A 22,160-nucleotide genomic window follows, 5' to 3' on the forward strand; every position below is an offset into this window, starting at 1 on the left:
GCCTTCTTCGTCCCCACGAAAACTCTCCCCAAAGGTGTGGTTCCGCATGCGCGAAAAAGAATCAGTCCCCGTAGTCCCGGTTCTCGAGGCGGACTTCGGGATGACCGCGGCCCAACTAGGTGTCTGGTACGGGCAACTGGTCGATCCGAAGAGCCCTAAATACAACATCGGGGAATGCTTCGAGATTCGGGGCGACCTCGACGAGGCCGTTTTCGCCGCAGCGCTCGACCGAGCGGTCGCGCTGTGCGACAGCCTCAACGTCGAGTTCGTCAGCACGGACGACACGGTCCGCCAGCATGTGGTCCGGCGCCCCCCGGCCGAGACCGGCCGGCTCCGCCTGGTCGACCTGACCGACGCCGACGATCCCGCCGGCGTGGCCGAACGCTACCTGGCCGAGGACATGGCAGCCGTCGACAGGCTCGACGCCCCGCACCACCACTTCGCGTTGCTCCGTCTCGGCGACCGGCTGCACTACTGGTACGTCCGCTTTCACCACATAGCCGTCGACGGTCTCGGCGGCGCCGTCTTCGCCCGCACTGTCGCCGACCTCTACGGACGCGCCGTGCGGGGCGAGGACCTCGCCACAGTCGAACTGCCCGCCGCACCGCTGCGCGATCTCGTCGCCGACGAGGAGGCCTACCGCGGATCCGACCGCTACGAGGCCGACCGCGCCTACTGGATCGGCCGGTTCGCGGACCTGGTCACCGACCGCGCCACCGGCACGCCCGGTGCCGACGAAGCGGACGCGCACAGCGGCAGGGCGCTCATCCGCCGGCGCACCGACGCTCCGGCACCGGCCGCCCTCGACGGGCCGGGCATCGGCCTGCACACCGGAGAGACACTGCCCGGCGCCGTCCTCGACAGCCTCCGCGCGCTCGCCTCCGCCCACCGCACCGGCTGGAGCGCCGTCCTCGTGAGCGCGGTCGCCGCCTACGTCGGCCGGGTCACCGGATCACGGGACGTCACCGTGGGCCTCGCCTCCAACGGCCGGCACGGCGGACTTCGGCACATCGTCGGCATGACCGCCAACATCCTGCCGCTGCGCCTGACCGTCACCCCCGACATGACGGTCGGAGCCCTCGTACGTGCCGCCGCCGCCGAGATGCGCGGCGCCCTGCGCCACCGCCGGTTCTCCCGCGAACAACTCGCGCGTGAAATGAACATGGCCGACGACGCGGCCCGCCTCACCGGTGTCGTCGTCAACTTCATGGGCTACGACTACGACCTCGACTTCGCGGGCAGCCCCGGCGTCTCCCGCGTGCTGTCCATCGGGCCCGTCGACGACGTGTCCCTCTTCGTCTCCGAACGGGCCGAGGGCAAAGGGCCGTTGATCGGCTTCGACGCGAACCCGGAGCTCTACCGCCCCGAGGACGCGCGACTTCACCAGCAGGCCGTTGTCTCCTTCCTGTCCGCCCTGGCCGACGCGGACCCCGAAACGCCCCTGCGCGATCTGCCGTTCCTCGACGCGAACACCGCCGCCGACCTGCACGCACAGGGGTGCGGCGACGCCCTGCCCGCCGAAGCCGTGGCATCGAGCCTGCCGGAGGCGTTCGGCGCGCAGGTGCGCCGGACACCGCGGGCCCCGGCGGTGGTGGACGGAGCCGTCACGCTCACCTACCGGGAGCTGGCGCGGGCGGCGGACGAGCTCGCGGGCGCCCTGGCCGGCTGGGGGGTCGGTGCAGAAGACGGCGTCGGCGTCCTCGTCGGCCGATCGGCGGCCGTACTGACCGCCACACTCGGCGCGGTCGGCGCGGGAGCGGCGTACGTACCGATGGACCCCGCCTGGCCGGCCGAACGGCTCGACCGCGTCGTGGAAGCGGCCCGTGTCCGCGCCCTGGTGGTCGACGAGGCGGCCGCCGGTCAGCCGTGGGTGCGGGAGGCGGCCGCCGGCCTGCCGTTGATCGTCCTCGGCGCGCACGGCGACGTGTTACGCGGCGCCCCTCCGCGACAGGGCCCCCTGCCGCGCGGGATCCGCGGCGACCGGCTCGCGTACGTGATGTTCACCTCCGGCTCGACCGGACTGCCCAAGGGCGTCGGCGTCACCCACACCGACGTCCTCGCGCTGGCCGCCGACCGCACCTGGACGGACGGCGTGTCCGACGCCGTGCTGATGCACTCGGCCTATGTGTTCGACGCGTCCACCTTCGAGATCTGGGCGCCGCTCCTGAACGGCGGCCGCGTGGTCGTCGCACCCGGCGGCGTCCTGGAGGCGCGGGTCCTCCACGACCTGGTGGACCGGCACGGCGTCACCGCGCTGTTCCTGACGACGGCCCTGTTCAACGTGATCGCCGAGGCGGACCCTGCCGCGTTCACCGGGCTCCGCCTGGTCGCCACGGGCGGCGAGGCAGCCACCCCGGACCTCATGCAGCGGGTCGCCGCCGCGACGCCCGGCACACGCGTCCTGCACGTCTACGGCCCCACGGAGACCACGACCTTCGCCGCGCGCCACCCGGTCGCCCCCGGCGCCGGGGGCGTGCCGCCCATCGGCCGGCCCCTCGACGGAACGAGCCTCTACGTCCTCGACGACTCCCTCGGCCTGGTGCCGCCCGGCGTCGTGGGGGAGCTGTACGTGAGCGGCCACGGCGTCGCCCGCGGCTACCAGGGCAGTACCGCGCTCACCGCCACCCGGTTCGTCGCCGACCCGTACGACGCGTCCGGTCTCCGGATGTACCGCACCGGCGACCTCGTGCGCTGGACCGCCCACGGCGACATCGAGTACGTCGGGCGGGCGGACGGCCAGATCAAACTCCGCGGCTTCCGCATCGAACCGGCCGAGACCGAGAACGTCCTGCTGACCGACCCGGACGTGCGCGGCGCCTGCGTCGTGGTCCGTGAGGACACACCCGGCGACCGGCGGCTCGTCGCCTACGTGGTGCCGGCCCCCGGCGCCCGGCTGGACGACTCCGCCCTGGCCCGCCGGGTCGGACGCGCACTGCCCGCGTACATGGTGCCCTCCGCGTTCGTGCCACTGGACGCGCTGCCCCTGAACCCCAACGGCAAGGTCGACCGCCGCGCCCTGCCCGCCCCCCGCGCCGTCACCGCCGGGGGCCGCGCCCCCAGGACCGCCTACGAGGAGGTCCTGGCCGGGCTGTTCGCCGATGTCCTCGGCGTACCCGGGGTCGGCATCGACGACAACTTCTTCTCCCTGGGCGGCCACTCACTGCTCGCCACCCGCCTCACCGGCCGGGTGCGGACGGCCCTGGGCGCCGAACTCGGCCTGGGTACCCTGTTCGACCATCCCACGGTCGCCTCCCTGGCCGCCGCCCTGGACACCACCGGGGCGGTCCGGCCCGTCCTCTCCCCGCAGCCGCGCCCCGACGCCGTACCGCTGTCCTTCGCGCAGCAGCGCCTCTGGTTCCTCAACCGGGTGGAGGGGCCGGGTGACGCCTACAACGTTCCGCTCGTCCTCGAACTCGACGGCCCTCTGGACACGGACGCCCTGCGCGGCGCCCTCGCCGACGTGGTCGCCCGGCACGAGAGCCTGCGCACGGTCTTCGCAGAACACGACGGCGTCGCCCGTCAGGAGGTCCTCGACGCGGACGCCGCGCAATCGCTCGTCCCCCTCCTCGTCGAGCGCCCCCCGGCCGGGGGGAACGCCGACGCCTGGGCCGAGAGCACCGTGCGCCACCTGACCACCACACCCTTCGACCTCGCGGGCGACACCGCCGTCCGCGCCCGCCTCCTCCGCCTGGACCCCACCCGCCACATCCTGGTTCTCGTCCTGCACCATGTCGTCGCCGACGGCTGGTCCCTCGCCCCGCTCAGCCGCGACCTCGGCGTCGCCTACCGGGCCAGGACCGAGGGCACGGGCACGCCCGGCTGGGCACCGCTGCGCGTGCAGTACGCCGACTACGCCCTGTGGCAGCGCCGGCTGCTCGGCGACGACAGCGACCCGGACAGCCTGGCGGCTCGTCAGCTCGCCTTCTGGAAGGAGGCGCTGCAAGGCGCCCCCGACCTGCTGGATCTGCCCCTCGACCGGCCCCGCCCGGCCGTGCCCAGCCACCGGGGCGGCGCCGTCCCCTTCGAGCTTCCCGCCCCCGCGCACGCCGCCGTGATCCGGCTCGCCCGTGCCGCCGGCTGCACACCCTTCATGGTGCTCCAGGCAGCCCTCGCGGTGACGTTGCAGGCCCACGGCGCCGGCTCCGACATCCCGCTGGGCACCGCGGTGGCCGGGCGCACCGACGAAGCCCTCGACGATCTGGTCGGGTTCTTCGTCAACACCGTCCTCCTGCGTGCGGACCTGTCCGGCGACCCGACGTTCCGCGAACTGCTCGACAGGGTCAAGGCGTTCGACATCGCTGCCCTCAGCCACGGCGACATTCCCTTCGAACGGATCGTGGAGGCCCTCAACCCCGAGCGGTCCGGCGACCACCACCCCCTTTTCCAGACCATGCTGGTCCTTCAGAACCAGGAGCGGGCGGACCTCGATCTGCCCGGCGTCACCGTCCGCGACCGGTCCCGGCACCGCGGGGGCAGCAAGTTCGACCTGACGTTCTCGCTCACCGAAGTCACCGAAGTCAGCGGAGCCGGCGAAGAACGGGGATCCGCTGAGGACAGCAGAGCCGCCGAGCTCACCGGACCCATCGGAGCCGCTGAACCGGCCGACTCGCCGCAGCGCGCCGCCGCGGACACCCTGCCCGGTGCCGGAGGCATCGGCGGATACCTGGAGTACGCGACCGACCTCTTCGACGCCGCCACCGCCCGCGCCCTGTGCACCCGTTTCGCCCGCGTTCTGACCCTGGCCGTCAGCGACCCCGGCCGGGCCGTCAGCGACCTGGACCCCCTTGCCCCGGAGGAGCGGGACCGTCTCCTGGCCCAGGGACGCGGCGTGGGGCGGCCCGTGGCCTCCCGCACCGTTTCCGAAGCTGTCCGGGACCGGGCCGGGCGCACCCCCCACGCGGTCGCCCTGCGCGACGCGCACACGAGCCTCACCTACGCCGAACTTGATGCCAGGACCGACGCCCTCGCCCAGGCCCTCAGGGGGCGTGGCGCGGTCCGTGAGACCAGGGTGGCCATCGCGGCGCCGCCGTCCGTGGACACCGTCGTCGCCATGCTGGCCGTGCTGCGGGCCGGCGCCGCCTACCTGCCGATCGATCCGCACTACCCGGCCGCCCGCATCCGCCACATGCTGGACGACGCCCGCCCCGTCCTGCTGCTCACCACCGCGGACGTCCACGCGGACCTGTCCGACTGCGACGTCCCGTGGCTGGCCCTGGACGAACCGGCCGGCCGGGCCACGGACCGCGCCGAAAGCCTGCTGGGCGCCCCCTATCCGGCCGACCCCGCCTACGTCATCCATACCTCCGGATCCACCGGCCGCCCCAAGGGCGTGGTCGTGTCGCACGCGGCCCTGGCCAACCACATGGCCTGGATGGCGCGGCACCTGACGATCACTCCGGACGACCGGGTCCTCGCCCGTACCTCCTTCAGTTTCGACGCCTCCGTGTGGGAGCTCTGGCTCCCGCTGATGAACGGCGCCGAAGTCTGTGTGCTGCCGGACGGCGCCAATACGGACCCCCGCGCCCTGGTCTCCTGGATGAGGCGATTCGGCGTCACCGTCGCCCAGTTCGTTCCCTCCCACCTGGCCCTCGTTCTCACCGAGGCGGCGCACGCGGCGCCGCTGCCCGGCCTGCGCGCCGTCCTGTGCGGCGGCGAACCGCTGCCCCGCACGCTCGCCGACGAGGTGGCCGGGCTGTGGCGGGCCGAGGTGCACAACCTCTACGGGCCCACCGAGGCAACCATCGACGCGACCGCCCACCGGGTCGACGTCCCGCAGCGCGGCGGACGCGCGAACACCGCGACGCCGTACGAGACCGTGCCGATCGGCCGCCCCGTCGACGCCATGCGCGCCTACGTTCTCGACGGCCGGCTGCGGCCCGTACCGCCCGGCGTCACCGGCGAGCTGTACCTGTCGGGTCCCAATCTCGCCCGCGGCTACCTGGACCGCCCCGGCCTGACCGCCGCCCGGTTCGTCGCCGACCCGTTCGACGGCGAGGGCGGGCGCATGTACCGGACGGGCGACCTCGTGCGGTGGAACCGTCACGGTCTGCTGGACTACGTGGCCCGCGCCGACGATCAGGTCAAACTCCGCGGCTTCCGCATCGAGTTGGGGGAGGTCGAGGCCGCGCTGCTGGCGCGCCCCGGCGTCACGGCCGCCTGCGCCGTGATCCGTGAGGACACCCCCGGCGACCGCCGCCTCGTCGGCTACGCCGTCACCGGTGACCCCGGCCTGCGCCCCGTCACCCTGCGCGACGCCCTGGCCGAGAGCCTGCCACAGTACATGGTGCCCGGCGCCGTCGTCGTGCTCGACGAGCTTCCGCTCCTGCCCAACGGCAAGGTGGACCGGCGCGCCCTGCCGGAGCCCGCGCCGGGCACCGCCGCCACCGACGGTGCGGGCCGGCACAGCCTCCAGGAGGGCGTGCTCGCCGGTATCTTCGCCGACGTTCTGCAACGGCCCCTGGTGAGTGCGCACGACAGCTTCTTCGACCTCGGCGGGCACTCGCTCCTCGCCATGCGCGTCGTCAGCCGCGTCCGCGCCGTCCTGGGTGCCGAGATCGCCGTACGCACCCTCTTCGACCATCCGACGGTCGCGGGACTGGCCCGCGTCCTGGACCTGCGGGACCGGCCCCACCCGCCGGTGGTGCCCGCGGCACGGCGGCCCGATCCGCTGCCGCTCTCCTTCGCGCAGCAGCGCCTGTGGTTCCTCAACCGGCTCGAGGGCCCCAGCTCCGCCTACAACATCCCGCTCGTGCTCGAACTCGGCGGCGCCCTGGACACGGACGCCCTGCGGGCCGCTCTGCGCGACGTGGTGGAGCGGCACGAGGCGCTGCGCACCCTGTTCCCCGAACGGGACGGTGTGCCGCATCAGTTGGTTCTTCCCGCCGCCGACGTCACGCCCCGGCTGCCGGTCGTGAGCACGGCACCCGCGGACCTGGAGGCGGTCGTGCTCGCCGCCGTGCGCGAGCCGTTCGACGTCAGCACGGACCCGCCCCTGCGCGCCCTGCTCCTGCGCTCCGCACCCGGCCACCACGTCCTGGTCCTCGTCCTGCACCACATCGCGGGTGACGGCTGGTCCCTCGCCCCGCTCGCCCGGCACCTCGGCGAGGCCTACGAGGCCCACCTCACCGGCCGGGAGGCCGGGCCGGTGGCCGGCACCCCGCTCCAGTACGCCGACTACACCCTCTGGCAGCACGCCGCGCTGGGCGACGGCATCGCACCGCGGAGCGTCCTGCGACAGCAGCTCGACCACTGGCACAACGCCCTCGCGGGCCTGCCCGAACTGATCGACCTCCCACTGGACCGGCCGCGCCCGGTCACCATCGACCCGGCGGGAGCCGTCCACACCTTCGACGTGCCGCCCGCTCTGCACGCCCGGCTCATGCGGCTGTCGAGGGAGTCGGGCAGCAGTCTGTTCATGGTGCTCCAGGCGGCGGTGGCCACCCTGCTGCACCGGCACGGCGCGGGTGACGACATCCCACTCGGCTCGCCCGTCGCCGGCCGCACGGACGAGGCACTGGAGGATCTCGTCGGCTTCTTCGCCAACACGCTGGTCCTGCGCACGGACCTGTCCGGTCATCCGACCTTCCGTGAACTCATCCTGCGCGTAAGGGAGTTCGACCTCGCCGCTTACGCGCACCAGGACGTGCCCTTCGAGCGTCTCGTCGAGAGCGTCAACCCGGTCAGGGCGCGCAACCACCATCCGCTGTTCCAGACCATGCTGGTCCTGCAGAACCAGGAGACCGCCCGCCCCGAACTGCCGGGCCTCACCGTGGAGAGCCGGCTCCTGCACAACGGCCTGAGCAAGTTCGACCTCACCTTCGCGTTCGGCGAGGAGCCGGGCGAGGGCGGGCTCACCGCGGGGATCGAGTACGCCACCGCGCTCTTCGACCGGTCCACCGTCGAAGCGCTCGCGGACCGCCTGGTCCGGCTCCTGGAGCAGGTGGCCGACGACCCCGCCCGGCCACTGGCGGCCTACGACCTGATGACGCCGGACGAGCACACCCGCGTCACCCACTGGGGCACCGGCGGCAATCTGCCCGCACCCGCCGAGAACGCCACCCTGCCCGCGCTTTTCGCGGCCCAGGCGCGCCGCACACCGGACGCCATCGCCGTCGGGGACGACGACACCGCCCTCACCTACGCCGGACTCGACCGGATCTCCGCCGACCTCGCCCGAGCCCTGGCGGGCCTGGGCATCAGCCCCGAGTCCGGGATCGGCGTGCTGCTCACCCGCTCGCCGGCGGTCGTGGCCGTGTCCCTGGGCGCGGTCCGAGCGGCCGGTACGTACGTACCGCTGGACGCCCGCTGGCCGGGGGAGCGGCTCGAACAGGCGGCCGCGGTGGCGGCCGTGCGGGTCCTCGTCGTCGACGAGGCCGCCCTCGGCTCGCCCTGGGTGAGCGAGACGGCCCGCCGGATCCCGGTCGTGGTCGTGGACCGGCTCGGCCGGATCGTCCGCGGCGCGCCCGAGCGGCCGGGGGACCCCGCCCCCGTGGCGGGCCCCGGAGCCCTCGCCTACGTGATGTTCACCTCCGGCTCGACCGGACTGCCCAAGGGAGTCGGCGTCACGCACGCCGACGTGGTGGCGCTGACGGCCGACTCCGCCTGGCAGGGCGGCGCCGCCGACGCGGTCCTGATGCACTCGGCGTTCGTCTTCGACGCCTCGACGTTCGAGATCTGGGCCCCGCTCCTGCACGGCGGCAAGGTCGTCGTCGCACCGGACGGAGTGCTTGAGGCGCGTGTCCTCGGTGATGCCGTCCACGAACACGGAGTGACCGCCGTCTTCCTGACGACGGCCCTGTTCAACGTCATCGCCGACACCGATCCGGGAGCACTCGCCGGCCTCCGGCTCGTCTGTGCCGGAGGAGAACTGGCCTCACCGGACGCGATGCAGCGGGTCGCCGCCACCGTGCCCGGCGTGCGCGTCCTCCACGTGTACGGCCCCACAGAGACGACGACCTTCGCCACCCGCTACGACGTAGTGGCCGACCTGCCGTCGGGTCCGCCGCCCATCGGGCGCGCCCTGGACGGCATGCGGCTGTACGTCCTCGACGGCTCGCTGGGCCCGGTCCCACCGGGCGTCACGGGAGAGCTGTACCTCGCCGGGCGTGGTGTGGCACGCGGGTACACCGGCCTTCCCGGCCTGACCGCCACCCGCTTCGTGGCCGACCCCTTCGACACGTCGGGCGGTCGCATGTACCGCACCGGCGACCTCGTCCGGTGGACCCGCGACGGGCAGATCGCCTATGTCGCCCGCGCCGACAACCAGGTGAAGCTGCGCGGCCACCGCATCGAACTCGGCGAGATCGAGGGCGTGCTGGCCTGCTGCGAAGGGGTCGCCGACTCCTTCGCCGTCGTCCGAGAGGACACCCCCGGCGAGCGGCGGCTCGTCGCGTACGTGGTGCCCGCCAACGGGGCGCGTCCCGAGCCCGCCGACCTCGCCCGCGCCGTCGGCCGGTCCCTGCCCGCCTACATGGTGCCCTCGGCGTTCGTCCTGATCGGGGCGCTGCCGCTGACCCTCAACGGGAAGGTCGACCGGACCGCTCTGCCCGAGCCCGCACACCACACACCCCTTCCCGGGCGCGCCGCCCGCACCGTGCGCGAGGAGGTCCTCTGCGCGCTGTTCGCCGACGTGCTCGGCCTCGACCGGGCGGGCGCCGACGACAACTTCTTCGCGCTGGGGGGCCACTCCCTGCTCGCCACCCGCCTCGCCGCGCGCATCCGTACCGCGCTCGGGGTGGAGGTCCAGGTCAAGGCCGTCTTCGAGCACCCCACGCCCGCCGCGCTCGCGGCCACGCTGGACGGTGCGGAGGGAGCCAGGAGCCCGCTGGAGCGTGCCCCGGGCCGGCCCGATCCGCTGCCCCTGTCCTTCGCCCAGCAACGCCTGTGGTTCCTCAACCGGTTCGAGGGGCCCAGCGCCACGTACAACGTGCCGCTGGTGCTCCGCCTGGACGGCCCGCTCGACGCGGACGCCCTGGGCAGCGCCCTCATTGACGTCGTCGAACGCCACGAGAGCCTGCGCACCGTCTTTCCCGAGACCGACGGCGTGGCGCGCCAGGTCATCCGCGACGCGGGTGGCGCCGACCTCGACCTGAGCCCCTGCCACACCGCCCCCGGCCGGCTCGACGCGGTCCTGAGGGCCGAGGTGGCGCACCCCTTCGACGTGAGCGCCGAACTGCCCGTACGGGCCCGGCTGCTGCGGCTCGGCGCCGAGTCCCATGTCCTCGTGCTGATCGTCCACCACATCGCGGGCGACGGCTGGTCCCTCGTCCCGCTCGCCCGCGACCTCGGCGACGCCTACCGGGCACGTTCCCAGGGTGAGGAGCCGGGCTGGACGGAACTCGGTGTCCAGTACGCCGACTACACGCTGTGGCAGCGCGCGCTGCTCGGCGCAGAGGACGACCCCTCCAGCCAGGCCGTCCGCCAGCTGGACTTCTGGCGCCACGCACTCGCCGGCGCCCCCGACCTGCTCGACCTGCCGTGCGACCGGCCGCGCCCCGCCGTCACGGCGTACCGCGGAGACGCGTTCGCCTTCCCCGTCGACGCCGAGACCCACCGGGCCCTCGCGGAACTCGCCCGGTCGCGCGGAAGCAGCCTCTTCATGGTGCTCCAGGCGGCCGTGTCGGTCCTCCTGTCCCGGCACGGCGCCGGTGAGGACATCCCGCTCGGCACCGCCGTCGCCGGACGGACCGACGAAGCACTCGACGATCTGGTGGGCTTCTTCGTCAACACGCTCGTTCTGCGCACCGATCTGACGGGGGACCCCACGTTCGCCGAAGTGATCGACCGGGTCCGGGAGTTCGACCTGGCCGCCTTCGCCCACCAGGACGTCCCGTTCGAGCGCCTGGTGGATGCCCTCAGCCCGGCCCGGGCCCAGAACCACCACCCGCTGTTCCAGACCATGCTCGTCCTCCAGAACCAGGCGGACACCACCGTCGACCTGACCGGTCTCACGGTGACCGGGCAGCCCGTGCCCACCGGCATCAGCAAGTTCGACCTGACCTTCACCTTCACCGAGACACGTGACGGCGAGGGCCGCCCCGCCGGCCTCGACGGCGTCCTGGAGTTCTCCACCGAACTCTTCGCCCACACCACCGCCCACGCCCTGGCCGCCCGCCTGACCCGGCTGCTCGCCTCACTCGCCGCCGACCCCGGCCGCCGCGTCCATGCCGTCGGCCTCCTGGAGGCGGCCGAGCTGGCGGATCTGACGCGGGCCGCACACGGACCCGTCCGGCCCGCGGCGGCGCGCACAGCGCCCCAGGCGTTCCGCCGACAGGCCGCCAGAACCCCCGACGCGATCGCCGTGCGAGACGGCGCTTACCAGCTCACCTTCCGCGAACTGGACTCACTCTCCAACGACCTGGCGCACCACCTGCACGACCGGGGCATCGGCCGCGGCGACCTCGTCGCTCTCGCCCTGGAGGGCACCGCCGACCAGGCCGTGGCGATGCTGGCCGTGGCCAAGGCCGGGGCCGCCTACCTGCCGCTCGACCTGGAGTACCCCGAGGCGCGCGTCACCTACATGCTCGACGACGCCCGCCCGGCGCTGCTCCTCACCCACGGCACGGCCCGCACCGCACGGTACGTCCCCTCCGTGCCCTGCCTCGCGCTCGACGACCGGGCGGCCTGGTCCACGGGGCGCCCGGCGCCGCTCCCCGCCGCGCCGGACCCGCTCGACGCCGCGTACGTCATCTACACCTCGGGCTCCACCGGCCGCCCCAAAGGCGTGGTCGTCACCCATGCGTCCCTGACCAACCACATGGCCTGGATGGCCCGCCACCTCGGCCTCACCGACGACGACCGGATTCTCGCCCGCACCTCGCCGAGCTTCGACGCCTCGGTCTGGGAGACCTGGCTGCCGCTGCTGCACGGCGGCTCCACCTGCCCCGTGCCGCCCGCCGTCAACCACGACCCCTCCGGCCTGCTCGCCCGGATGCGGGACGCCGGGGTGACCGTCGCGCAGTTCGTGCCCTCGCACCTCGCGCTCGTCCTCGCCGAGACCGGCCCCGAAGAGGCACCCGCGACCCTGCGCGCCGTCCTGTGCGGAGGCGAACCCCTGCCCAGGTCCCTGGCCGAGCGCACCGGACAGGCCTGGCGGGTCGAGGTGCACAACCTGTACGGGCCCACCGAGACCACCATCGACGCCACCGCCCACCACCACCGGACCGGGGAGCAGGACACCACGGCGGGGGAGGGTGGCGTGCCGCTCGGCCGCCCCGTCGACAACACCCGCGCCTACGTCCTGGACGCCGGGCTCCGGCCGGTGCCGCCGGGAGTCACCGGCGAACTCCACCTCGCAGGCGAGGGGCTCGCACGCGGCTACCTGGGGCGCCCCGGCCTGACCGCCGCACGGTTCGTCGCCGATCCGTACGGCCCCGCCGGGAGCCGCATGTACCGCACGGGCGACCTCGTCAAACGGGGCACCGACGGCCTGCTCACCTACGTCTCCCGCGCCGACGACCAGGTCAAGCTGCACGGCTTCCGCATCGAACTCGGCGAGATCGAGGCCGCGCTCACCGCGCTCGACGGCATCGCCGCCGCCTGCGCGGTCGTCCGCGAGGACCGGCCGGGCGAACGGCGCCTGGTCGCCTACACCGTCCCCGACAGGCGCGGCGGCGGCGCACACCCCGGCGACGCGGAACTGCGCAACCGGCTCACGTCGGCCCTGCCGCCGTACATGGTGCCCGCCGTCTTCGCCTCCCTCGACGCGCTGCCGCTCCTGCCGAACGGCAAGACCGACCGCAAGTCCCTGCCCGCCCCGGCGCGCCCCGCCGCCACCCGGCCGGGCGGCCGGCCCCGCACCGCGCGGGAACGCGTCCTGTGCGACGTGTTCGCCTCCGTCCTGCGTACCCCGGCCGTCCGCACGGACGACGACTTCTTCGCGCTCGGCGGCGACAGCATCCTCTCGATCCAGCTCGTCAGCCGGGTACGCGAGGCCGGCCTCCGGGTCCAGCCCCGCGATGTCTTCCTCCACCGCACCCCCGAGGCCATCGCGGCCGTCACCACCGCGCTCGACGAACACACCGCCGCGCCGGCCGACCAGGGCACCGGCGAGATGCCGCCGACGCCCATCGCCGCCTGGCTCCTCGCGCGACCCGGCGCCACGGACGGGTACAACCAGTCCGGGGTCCTGAGCACGCCCGCCGGGGCCGACGAGGACACCCTCGTCGCCGCCCTCCAACTCCTCCTCGACCACCACGACATGCTCCGCCTGCGGGTCACCCTTCCGGACGGCGGCGAACCGGTGCTCGAAGCCCTGCCGCCCGGCACGGTGGACGCCCGCCGCCGCTTCACCCGCGTCGACATCGCGGGACTCGACGCGGAAGCCGTGCGGGCCGCCCTCACCGAGGCGGGCGAACAGGTTCGCAGGCGGCTGCGTCCCTCCCAGGGGGACGTCGTCGAAGCGGTCTGGTGCGACGCCGGAGCGCACGAGCGCGGGCGCCTGCTGCTCGTCGTGCACCACCTGGCCGTCGACGCCGTCTCCTGGCGCATCCTCGCCTCCGACCTCGCCCGCGCATGGCAGACGGTCACCGAGGCCGCCGCAGGGCAGCGCCCCGACACGGCCACGGCGCTCCCCGCCGTCACCACGTCCTACAGAGGCTGGGCGCACCTGCTCGCCTCCCAGGCGCGCACTGCCGCGCGGGAAGCCGAACTGCCCCTGTGGCAGGACGTGCTGAGTACCCCGGACCCGCAGCTGGGATACCGGCCCCTCGACCCCCACCTGGACACCGCCGACGGGACACGCACCCTGGTCACCCACCTTCCCGCCACCTGGACGCAGTCCCTGCTCACCACCGCTCCCGGCGCCTTCCACGCCGGCGTGGACGACATCCTGCTCACGGGCCTCGCCCTCGCCGTCTGCGCCTGGCGCGCGGAACGGGCCCCCGGCGCGTCCCGCCCGGCCGGCACCGGCGTTCTGCTCGACCTGGAGAGCCACGGCCGCGAGCAGATCGCAGACCACATCGACGTGTCCCGGACGGTCGGCTGGTTCACCAGCCTCTACCCGGTCCGGATCGACCCCGGGCCCGTCGACGCCCGAGGCCCCGGCGGCTTCGACGCCGCACTGGTCGAACGCGCTGTCAAACGGGTCAAGGAACAGCTGCGGACCGTCCCCGACCACGGCGTCGGACACGGAATGCTCCGCCACCTCAACCCGGCGACCGGCCCCCGGCTGGCCACCGCGACCGAACCCCAGATCGGCTTCAACTACCTGGGGCGATACGCCGCTTCGCACGAGGCGGCAGACGGGGGCCCAGGCGCCGACTGGGCCGTACTGCTCGACGGCGGCGGGCCGCGCAGCCAGGACCCCGACATGCCCGTGCACCACGTCCTCGACATCAACGCGCACACCGAGGACCTGCCGGACGGCCCGCGCCTCGTGGCGCGCTGGACCTGGCCCAGCGACCTTCTCAAGGAGGAGGACGTGGGCGCCCTGTCCGACGCGTTCACACGGGCGCTGCGCGCCATCGCCGACCATGCCGAACGACCCGACGCGGGCGGCTACACGCCGTCCGACCTTCCCCTGGTGTCGCTCAACCAGGCCCAGATCGACCGACTGCAGAACAAGTGGGGTGGACGCAAGTGACCGGTTTCCAGCTGGAGGACGTACTACCGCTGACGCCGCTTCAGGCAGGCATGCACTTCCACGCCCTGTACGACTCCCGTGCCGTGGACGTCTACACCGCCCAGTTCGTCTTCGACCTCGAAGGCCCCGTCTCCGTACCCGCGCTGCGCGCCGCCATCGCCGCCCTGCTGCGCCGGCACGCCAACCTGCGGGCCGGCTTCCTCCACGAGGACCTGGACGAGCCCGTACAGGCCATAGCCGCCGCGGTTCCGGTACCACTGGAGGAACTGGACCTGACCGGTACGGACGGCACGGGCGGCACGGAGGAACGGCTCACCGCGTTCCTCGCCGCCGACCGCGTCCGCCGCTTCGACCTGACCACCCCGCCGCTGATGCGGTTCACCCTGGTGCGCACCGCGCCGCAGCGCCACCGGCTCGTGATGACGAGTCATCACATCCTGTTCGACGGCTGGTCGATGCCCCTCATCGTGCGGGAACTCTTCGAGCTGTACGCGACTCAGGGTGACGACAGCGCCCTGCCGCGTGTCACCCCCTACCGGACCTACCTCGGCTGGCTCGCGCAGCAGGACCGCACCGCCGCGCTGGACGCCTGGGCCACCGCCCTGGCCGGGATCGAGGCGCCCACCCTGCTCGCCGGGCCCAGTGGCGCGGGCGCGCAGAGCGCCGCCGAACTGCCCGAGACCCTGGTCCTTGAGCTGGACGTGGCCACGACACTCCGGCTGCGCGAGACGGCCCGCGCCCACCGGCTCACCCTGAACACCCTCGTCCAGGGCGCCTGGGGCCTGGTGCTCGGGCACCTCACCGGGCGCCCTGACGTCCTGTTCGGCGCCACCGTGTCCGGCCGCCCGCCGGAGATCCCCGGCATCGAGTCCATGGTCGGCCTGTTCATCAACACCGTGCCCGTACGGCTCCGCCCGGAGCCCGGCGAGACCCTGGCCGGGCTCCTGACCCGGCTCCAGGAGGAACAGGGCCGCCTCCTCGGCAGCCAGCACGTCGGCCTGAGCGAGATCCGGGCCGCCACCGGCCTGGACGAACTCTTCGACACCCTCACCGTGTTCGAGAACTATCCGATGGACGACGAGTCCCTGCGCACCGCGCAGCAGGGGCTGCGGGACCTGGCCGTCACCGGCTTCAGCGGCACGGACGCGGCCCATTACCCGCTCACCCTGACCATCGCCCCCGGCGACTGCCTGCGGATCACGTTCGGCTACCGGGCCGCCGTCCTCGACCGCGACGGCGTGGCCCGGACGGTCGCCCGAATGCGGCACGTGCTGACGTCGATGGCGCAGGGGCTCGACCGCCGCGCCGACACTCTGCCCGTCCTGCTGGACGGTGAGCGCGAGACCCTGTTCTCCCAGGCGGCCGGCGCCGAACTGACCGGCGGAGCAAGGGGCATGAGCATCCCGGACGCCGTGGCCGGGCAGGCCGCCCGGTACCCGGACGCGGTGGCCGTGTCCGGTGCGGGCGAGCAGCTGACCTACCGCCGGCTCTGCGACCTCTCCGACGAGCTGGCCGGTGCCCTGGCCGGGCTCGGGGTCGGCGCCGAGGAGGGCGTCGGCGTCCTCGTGGGCCGCTCGACCGCCACGGTCACCGCCTCCCTGGCCGCCCTGCGCGCGGGCGCCGCCTACGTGCCGCTCGACCCGCGCTGGCCGGCCGAAAGGCTCAGCCGCGTCGCCGAAGTGGCCGGCCTCCGTACCCTGATCGTCGACGAGACCACCCGCACCCACCCCTGGGTGAGCCAACTCGGCCCGGACACCGGCGTGCTGACCGTCGACACCGAAGGCCGTGTCCGGCGGGGCGGACCGGCCGCCCCGGGCACCCTCCCCGCGGTCACCGGCGGAGCCCGGCTCGCGTACACCATGTTCACCTCCGGCTCCACCGGCCTGCCCAAGGGCGTCGGCGTCACCCACGCCGACGTGACCGGCCTCGCGGCGCACCGGGCCTGGGCCGACGGCGCGGCCGACGCCGTCCTGCTGCACTCGGCGTACGTCTTCGACGCCTCGACCTTCGAGATCTGGGCCCCGCTCCTCAACGGCGGCCGCGTCGTCGTCGCGCCCGAGGGCACGCTCCAGCCCGCCGTGCTCAGAGACCTCGTCACCCGGCACGGCCTGACCGCGGCGTTCCTGACGACCGCCCTGTTCAACGTCCTCGCGGAAACGGACAGCGACGCCCTCGGCCTGCTGCGTCTGGTCGCCACCGGAGGCGAGGCCGCCGCACCGGGCGTCCTGCAACGCCTCGCCGCCGCCCACCCCCACACCGCCGTCCTCCACGTCTACGGACCCACCGAGACCACCACCTTCGCCACCGCCCACCACGTCCGCCCCGACGACAACCCCACCGGTGCCGCCCCCATCGGGCGCCCACTCGACGGCATGCGCGGCTACGTCCTGGACGCGGCGATGCGGCCCATACCACCTGGCGCCGAGGGCGAGCTGTACGTCGCGGGCGCCGGTGTCGCGCGAGGCTACCTCGGGCGGCCCGGCCTCACCGCCACCCGCTTCGTCGCCGACCCCTTCGACGGCACCGGCGCGCGCATGTACCGCACCGGCGACCTCGTGCGCCGGGGCGTCGACGGCACCCTGCACTACGTGGCCCGGACCGACCAGCAGATCAAACTGCGCGGCCACCGCATCGAACCCGCCGAGATCGAGACGGTGCTCCGCGCCGACCCGTCCGTGGACGCCGTCTGCGTCCTGGTCCGCGAGGACCTGCCCGGCGACCGCACCCTCACCGCCTACGTCGTCCCCGCCCCCGGGTACGCCCCGGACCCCGCCCAACTCGCCGCACACGTAGGCCACCACCTGCCCGCCTACATGGTGCCCTCCGTCATCCAGCCGATCTGCGCGCTGCCGCTGACCCCCAACGGCAAGCTCGACCGGGCGGCCCTGCCCGAGCCCACCGGCCCGTCGGCCACCGATGTCCGGCCGCCACGCAGCGCCCTGGAGGAGATCCTCGCCGGGCTGTTCGCCGACGTGCTCGGCGTGGCACGCGTCGGCATCGACGAGAGCTTCTTCGCCCTGGGCGGCCACTCCCTGCTCGCCACCCGCCTCGTGGGCCGTGTCCGCGCCGCCCTGGACACCGAGACCGAGATCCGCACCCTCTTCGAGAACCCCACCGTCGCCGCACTCGCCACCGCCCTGGAGACGGCGGGCCGGCCCGCCCGCCCCGCCCTGGTCCCGCAGGAACGCCCCCACACGCTCCCGCTGTCCTACGCCCAGCAGCGCCTGTGGTTCCTCCACCGGCTCGAAGGCCCCTCCCCGACGTACAACATCCCCTTCGCCGTACGCATCGACGGACCGCTCGACACGGAGGCCCTGCGCCGCGCCCTGCACGACGTCGCCGGCCGGCACGCCGCCCTGCGCACCGTCTTTCCCGAGGGCGACGGCGGACCGCACCAGCACATCACCGCCCCGGACGACGTCCGCCTCCCGTTCACCCTGGAGACCGTCGAGGAGGACAAGCTCCACCACCGGATCAGAGCCGCCACGGCGGAGCCGATCGACATCGAGAACCGTCCTCCGCTCCGGGCCACCCTGCTGCGCCTCGCCGACGACGCCCACGTCCTGGTGCTCGTCATCCACCACATCGCCGCCGACGGCTCGTCCCTCGCGCCCCTGGCCCGCGACCTCGGCGCCGCCTACCGGGCTCGTGCCGGTACCGGGGAACCCGCGCCGACCGCACTGCCCGTCGACTACGCCGACCACACGCTCTGGCAGCGCCGCCTGCTCGGCGACGAGCACGACCCGGACAGTGTCGTGTCACGCCAGCTCGCCTACTGGAAGGACGCGCTGGACGGCCTGCCGGAGATGGTCGAGCTGCCCTGGGACCGGTCGCGCCCGGCCGTGCCCCGGCACACCGGTGCCACCCACGACTTCACCGTCGGCCCCGCCACCTCCCGACGGATCGCGGAGCTCGCCCGTACCGGCGGATGCAGCGTCTTCATGGTGCTCCAGGCAGCCCTGTCGACCGTCCTGTCCCGGCACGGCGCCGGGGACGACATACCGCTGGGCACGGCCGTCGCCGGACGGACCGACGAGGCCGCCTCCGACCTCGTGGGTCTCTTCGTGAACACCCTCGTCCTGCGCACGGACCTGTCCGGCGACCCGACCTTCCTCGAACTGCTGCACCGGGTGAAGGAGCGCGACCTCTCCGCGTACGCACATCAGGACGTCCCCTTCGAGCGACTGGTGGAACTGCTCAACCCCGCGCGCTCGCAGAGCCACCATCCGCTCTTCCAGACCATGCTCGTCCTGCAGAACCACGCCCCCGCCGCCCCGGTCGACCTGCCGGGCCTGACCGTGAGCGGCATTCCGGTCGACGCGGGGGTCAGCAAGTTCGACCTCTCGTTCACCTTCACCGAGACGTACGACGACAGCGGAGCCCTCAACGGCATGCGGGCCGCCGTCGACTACGCGACGGAACTCTTCGACGCGGCGACGGTCCGCGACCTCGCCGACCGGCTCGTCCTGCTGCTCGACGCCGTCGGCGCGGACCCCGACCGCCCCTTGCACACCTACGACGTGCTCACCACCGCCGAGCACACCCGAATCGCCGCCTGGGGGACCGGCCCCGTCGAGGACCTGCCCGAGTCGACGCTTCCCGCGCTCTTCGCGCAGTGGGTCCGGCGCACCCCCGACGCCCCGGCGGTCCGCGACGCCGGCACCACCCTCACCTACGGCGAACTCGACACCCGCGCGGACGCACTCGCCCACCACCTCGCCGCCCACGGCATCGGCCCCGAGGACCGGGTGGCCGTCGCCCTGCCCCGCACCCACCACCTCGTCGTCGCCCTGCTCGCCGTCCTCAGGACCGGGGCTGCCTACGTGCCGATCGACCCCGACTACCCGGCCCGGCGCCTGTCCTACATGCTCGACGACGCCGCCCCGCGCCTGCTCCTCACCACCCCCGCCATCCACCGCGCCCTTCCGGACACCGCCGTACCGCACCTGTACGCCGACGAACTCGCGGACAGCCCGCGCACGGGCGGTCCCCGCACCGTCCCCGCCCCGTTCCCGTCCCTCGACCCGGCACACCCGGCCTACGTCATCTACACGTCCGGCTCCACCGGCCGCCCCAAGGGCGTCGTGGTCACCCACCTGGGCGTCGGTGCCATGGCCCGGACACAGAGCGAACGGCTGCGCGTCACCCCCGGCAGCCGGGTCCTGCACATGGCGTCCGTCAGCTTCGACGCCGCGTTCTGGGAACTGTGCATGGGGCTGCTCTCCGGAGCCTGCCTGGAGATCGACGCACGCGAAGCCCTGCTGCCCGGCCCCACCCTCGCCGCCCTGGTCCGCGAACGGGGCATCACCCACCTCACCCTGCCGCCCGCCGCACTCGCGGTGATGCCCCCCGGCTCGCTGCCGCCCGGCACCACGATGGTCCTCGCCGGGGAGGCGTGCCCGCCCGCCCTCGTTCACGCCTGGGCGCGGGACCGGTTCCTCGTCAACGCCTACGGGCCGACGGAGACCACCGTCTGCGCCACCATGAGCGGCTACCAGCAAGCGGACGGCCCGCCGGCACCCGACCGGACGGTGCCCATCGGCACCCCGGTCAACGGCACCCGGGTCCACGTCCTCGACGACCGGCTGGCCCCCGTACCGCCCGGCGTGGTCGGCGAGTTGTACGTCTCCGGCGCGGGAGTCGCCCGCGGGTACCACGGCCGGGCCGCGCTCACCGCGTCCCGGTTCCTCGCCGACCCGTTCGACCGCACCGGGGGCCGCATGTACCGCACCGGCGATCTGGTGCGCTGGACGGCGGCCGGAGAGCTCGTCTACGTCTCCCGGGTCGACGACCAGGTCAAACTGCGCGGCTTCCGCATCGAACTCGGCGAGATCGAGGCGGTGCTCGCCTCCCTGCCCGGCGTCGCCGCGGCCTGCGCCGCCGTCCGCGAGGACCGGCCCGGCGACCGCCGCCTCGTCGTGTACACCGTGGCCGCGGACGGTGCGCCGGGCCCCGACGAGGCCGAGGTGCGCGCACACCTCGCCGCGAGCCTGCCCGCCCACATGGTCCCCGCCGCCCACGTCAGCCTCGGGGCCCTGCCCGTCACACCCAACGGCAAGACCGACCGGCGCGCCCTGCCCGCACCCCACCGCGCCGGGCCGGCCGGGGGCCGGGCGCCGCGCACCGCACGTGAGCGCGTCCTGTGCGAGGTGTTCGCGGAGACGCTCGGCGTGCCCGGAGTGGGCGTCACGGACGACTTCTTCACCCTGGGCGGCCACTCACTGCTCGCCGTGACCCTGGCCAGGCGGATCGGAGAACGATGCGGCGTACGCCCGTCCCTGCGCGCCCTGTTCGCGGCGCCCACGGTCGAGGGCGTCGACCGTCTGCTGGGGAGCGAGGCGGGGGAGGAGGACCAGGAGAACACCGCATCACCTGACCTCGCCTCAGAGGTCGTGCTGGCAGCGGACATCACGGGCCGGGCCGCGTCGGCCCACGTGCCCGCCCTGGCACACAGGCACCCGCGTCCGTCTCCCCGGCCGCTGCTGACCGGCGCTTCCGGCTTCCTCGGCGCCTTCCTCCTGCGCGACCTCATCGAGACCACCGATGGCCCCGTCGACTGCCTCGTACGCGCGGCGGACGACCACACCGCGGCGCAGCGGCTCCGGGCCAACCTGGAACGCTACGGCCTGTGGCGTCCCCGGTACGCGGAACTGATCCGCCCCGTCCCGGGCGATCTCGCCGCCCCCGGCCTGGGTCTGTCAGCCGCGGACCGGACCGCTCTGCTCCGCCGCCTCGGCCCGGTCCTGCACAACGGCGCACGCGTCAACTTCGCCGCCGCATACGGTGATCTGCGCGCCCCCAACGTGGCCGGCACCGAGGAACTGCTGCGCCTGCTCGCGGACTCCGCCTCACCCGGGATGCACTACATCTCGACCACCGGTGTCTACGCCCCGGCGCCCGGCCCCGTCACCATCACGGAGTCGACCCCGACGGGCCCGGCACCCGGCCTGCCCGACGGGTACGCGCAGAGCAAGTGGGTCGCCGAGGGACTCGTCGGCCTGGCCCGCGAACGCGGCCTGCCGGTGACCGTCCACCGGCCCGGCCGGATCAGCGGCGACACCGCCACCGGCGCCTGCCAGGACCGCGATCTGCTGTGGCAGCTCATCAAGGGCTGTCTCCAGGCGGGAGCGGTGCCGGACCTGCCGTACGGGTCGACCGACTGGGTGCCCGTCGACTACGTCAGTGCCGCGGTCGTGGCCCTCGCCGCGTCAGGCCGGACCGGGACGGGGACGTATCACCTCACCAACCCGGACGCGCCCGGCCTGGGCCGCGTCTTCGAAGCGGCCGCCGGCCTCGGGCACGAGCTGTGCACCGTTCCCGCGGCGGACTGGCAGGCCCGGGTGGCGGCGCAGCCCGACAACGCGGCGCAACTGTTCCTCGGCGACGAGGGCCGGACCCGGAGCGAGGCGACGGACCTCCGCCGCTTCGACTCCCACCGGACAGCCGGCGCCGCGGCGGCCGCGGGAATCCACCAGCCGCCCCTGACCGACGAGGTCCTGATCCGCTACCTGACGTACTTCCACGAAACGGGATTCCTGCCCGCCCCCGGGGTACCGGCCAGGTCGTAGCTGCCGGTGGG

The 22,160-nt window shown here is 74.0% G+C and carries 2 protein-coding genes; both read left to right on the forward strand.

What is annotated here, in order from left to right:
* Positions 1–46: 46 nt before the first annotated feature.
* The gene (locus ACIQM0_RS14860; RefSeq protein WP_401286315.1) at positions 47–14,581 is read left to right on the forward strand and encodes an amino acid adenylation domain-containing protein; all 14,535 of its coding nucleotides are present in this window, start codon (positions 47–49) and stop codon (positions 14,579–14,581) included.
* Positions 14,578–22,149: an amino acid adenylation domain-containing protein gene (locus tag ACIQM0_RS14865; RefSeq protein ID WP_401286316.1), complete on the forward strand. Its 7,572-nt coding sequence runs from the start codon at positions 14,578–14,580 to the stop codon at positions 22,147–22,149. Before ACIQM0_RS14860 ends, ACIQM0_RS14865 begins: the two co-directional genes overlap by 4 nt.
* The last annotated feature ends 11 nt before the right edge of the window (positions 22,150–22,160 follow it).

Source organism: Streptomyces sp. NPDC091387, from assembly GCF_044756945.1.
In the GTDB taxonomy this organism is placed as follows: Bacteria; Actinomycetota; Actinomycetes; order Streptomycetales; family Streptomycetaceae; genus Streptomyces.

Bases quoted from the DNA above. Each gene is read 5' to 3' on its own strand.
- ACIQM0_RS14860 (WP_401286315.1), top strand. From the start codon at position 47: ATGCGCGAAAAAGAATCAGTCCCCGTAGTCCCGGTTCTCGAGGCGGAC.